This is a genomic window from Longimicrobiaceae bacterium, assembly GCA_035936415.1.
In the GTDB taxonomy this organism is placed as follows: Bacteria; Gemmatimonadota; Gemmatimonadetes; order Longimicrobiales; family Longimicrobiaceae; genus JAFAYN01.
In genome coordinates, this window is the sequence record DASYWD010000110.1 from 1 (window position 1) to 2,360 (window position 2,360).

At 74.9% G+C, this 2,360-nt stretch carries 2 protein-coding genes; both read right to left on the reverse strand.

Going from position 1 to position 2,360, the window contains the following annotated elements:
• Positions 1-1,655 (reverse strand): DUF4011 domain-containing protein (locus VGR37_04260; GenBank protein HEV2146608.1); only part of this gene is annotated, 1,655 nt, incomplete at its 3' end.
• A 217-nt stretch (positions 1,656-1,872) separates the two neighbouring features.
• A complete protein-coding gene (locus tag VGR37_04265; protein ID HEV2146609.1) occupies positions 1,873-2,181 on the reverse strand; it encodes a hypothetical protein in 309 nt (102 codons plus the stop codon).
• Positions 2,182-2,360: the final 179 nt, after the last annotated feature.

The window sequence follows — 2,360 nt, forward strand, 5'->3', positions numbered from 1 at the left end:
GCGCGCGCCCGGACCGTCTCCAGGTCGTCCTCGGAGTAGAAGGTGCGGGTGGAGTCCCGCCACGGGTGCTCGGCCGGGACGCCGACCGCCGAGGACGCCGCCGCCAGGTCGCCCAGGTCGCGGAGGGCCTGGTCCAGCTCCTCGCGCGAAACCGTCTCCACCGGCGCCTCCAGCCTCACCCGCGGGGCGTCGAGCACCCGCCCCAGCTCCCCGTACACGCGGAAGGGCGACGCGCCCAGCGCCCCGAAGGGGGTGTGGACGGCCCGGGCGTACTCCGTGAGCGTGGCGCGGACCTGCGGGAGGCGCTGCGTGGACGCCTGCGGCGCGGCCACCGGCTGGAGCGAGGCGTCCAGCGCGGTGGCGAGCTGCTGCATCACGGCGCGCTTGTTGGCCTTGGTGGAGTGCAGCTCCAGGCAGAACTCCCCCAGGCCGGCCTGCACCAGCCGGTCGTGCACCACCTCCAGCGCCGCCATCTTCTCGGCCACGAAGAGCACCGAGCGGTCCACCGCGAGCGCCGCGGCGATCAGGTTGGTGATCGTCTGGGACTTCCCCGTGCCGGGAGGGCCCTCGACCACCAGGTCGTGCCCGCGGGCGGTGGCGGCGATCGCGCGGAGCTGGCTGGAATCCGCGTCCACCACCTGGAAGGTGGCTTCGGGCGGGTACTCCGCGTCCAGCTCCATGGTGCGGATCTCGGCCGGGAGGCCGATCGCCTGGCTCCCCGAGCGGGTGACGAGCTGCCGGATCAGCCGGTGGGCCCCCATGGCCGCGCCGTTCGCTTCCAGGTCCTTGTACATCACGAACTTCTGGAAGGAGAACAGGCCCAGGTGCACGTCGCTCTTCACCGCCCAGCCCATCCTCCCCGCCACGCGCTCGGCCACCGCGGCGAAGAGCGACTGCAGGTCGTAGTCGTCGTCCGCGGCCAGGTCCGGGATCTCGGGGAGGGCCACGCCGTGCCCGCGGAGGTGCTCCGCCAGCGCGGGGTTTACGAGGGGCTCGTCGTCGGTGGCGCGGAGCTCGTAGCCGGAGCGCGCCGTGCGGCGCGACAGCGCGACAGGGAGCAGGACGAGGGGCGCCCGGAACGCCCGCTCCGACGCGTCCGCCTCCACGTAGTGCAGCATCCCCAGGGCGAGGAAGAGCGTGTTGACGCCCTGTTCCTCGATGGAGAGCCGGGCCGCCTCCTCCAGCCGCCGCAGCGAGCGGTCCAGCACCTCCGGCGCGGCCGCGGTCTGCAGCCACCCGTCCGTGTGGCGCTCGTCCAGGGCCGCGGAGTCGTACGGCGTGAAGTCGAGCCCCGGAGCATCCGCCTCCTCCTCTTCCGGCTCCGCGGACGGCGCCGCGCCCGCGGGGGATGCTCCGGCCGGGCCCGCCGGCTCCGCCGGGTCCGGCTCCGGGGCGGCCTTGAAGCGCATGGCCTCCCCGCGGAGCTGCAGCTGGCGGAACACCTCGGCCGGCTGCTCGTCCACCACGGTGACGGTGGTCACCCGGCTGGTGCGGAAGTTCAGCGCCCGGTTGCGCTTGGTGAGGTCCAGCAGCTTTCGCTTCCAGCTCTCGACGGCGGCGGCGACGCGGTCGTCCGGACCGGTGGCCGCGCCCGGAGCCGCGGACGCGAGGGTCTCCGGAGACGGAGAGGCGGCGGAAACGGTGTCCTGGGTCATGCGGGGGAGCGCTTTGCTGGAAGAAGCGGCACGGGGGCCGCCGGGAGCGGGAGGTACGGCGGGGAACGGACCGGGAGCCGGCGCCCGGAGGAGATCCGGCGCCGCGTACGGGAGGTTAGCCGTCCGCCCACCGCGGGGCAAGGAACAGAGGCCGGGAAGTGCGGCGGGTCCGCATGCGGACCCGGCCGTGCCCCGCGGTGGGCGCCCGGGCCGGGCGCTAGCAGTCGCCGCTGGCGATGCGCCGGGCCGACTCCATGCGCGAGCGCACGTCGCTGTGCCCGAGCGAGAAGCGCGCCTGGATCTGGCTGATCCGGTTCAGCACGGAGAAGGGCGCGGCGGTGCGCGACATCCCGTGCGGGACGGCGTACCCGGAGCCGGTCAGGAAGCAGGAGCCGGTGCCCAGGCTGACGTCGCCCATGGGGTTCACCCCGAGCTGCAGACCGGGCCCGAAGGTGGGGGCGCACCCGGCCAGGGCGAGCCCGGCCGCGACGGCTCCCAGGCGGAAGAGTCGGCGAGTGGAGCGCATTGGATCCTCCCGTGCATCGTGGAGCACCTCGCCCGGACGCGCGCGGACGTGGACAAGGACCGGGACCCGGCGTGGCGCGCGCTCCCGGGGCCTGCATACCGCAAGGTGCGCGGCGGGCGGCCCCGGCGCAACGCCTGCAAGTTCCGGGCGCCGGGGCCACGACGAACGGGGCGGCCGCT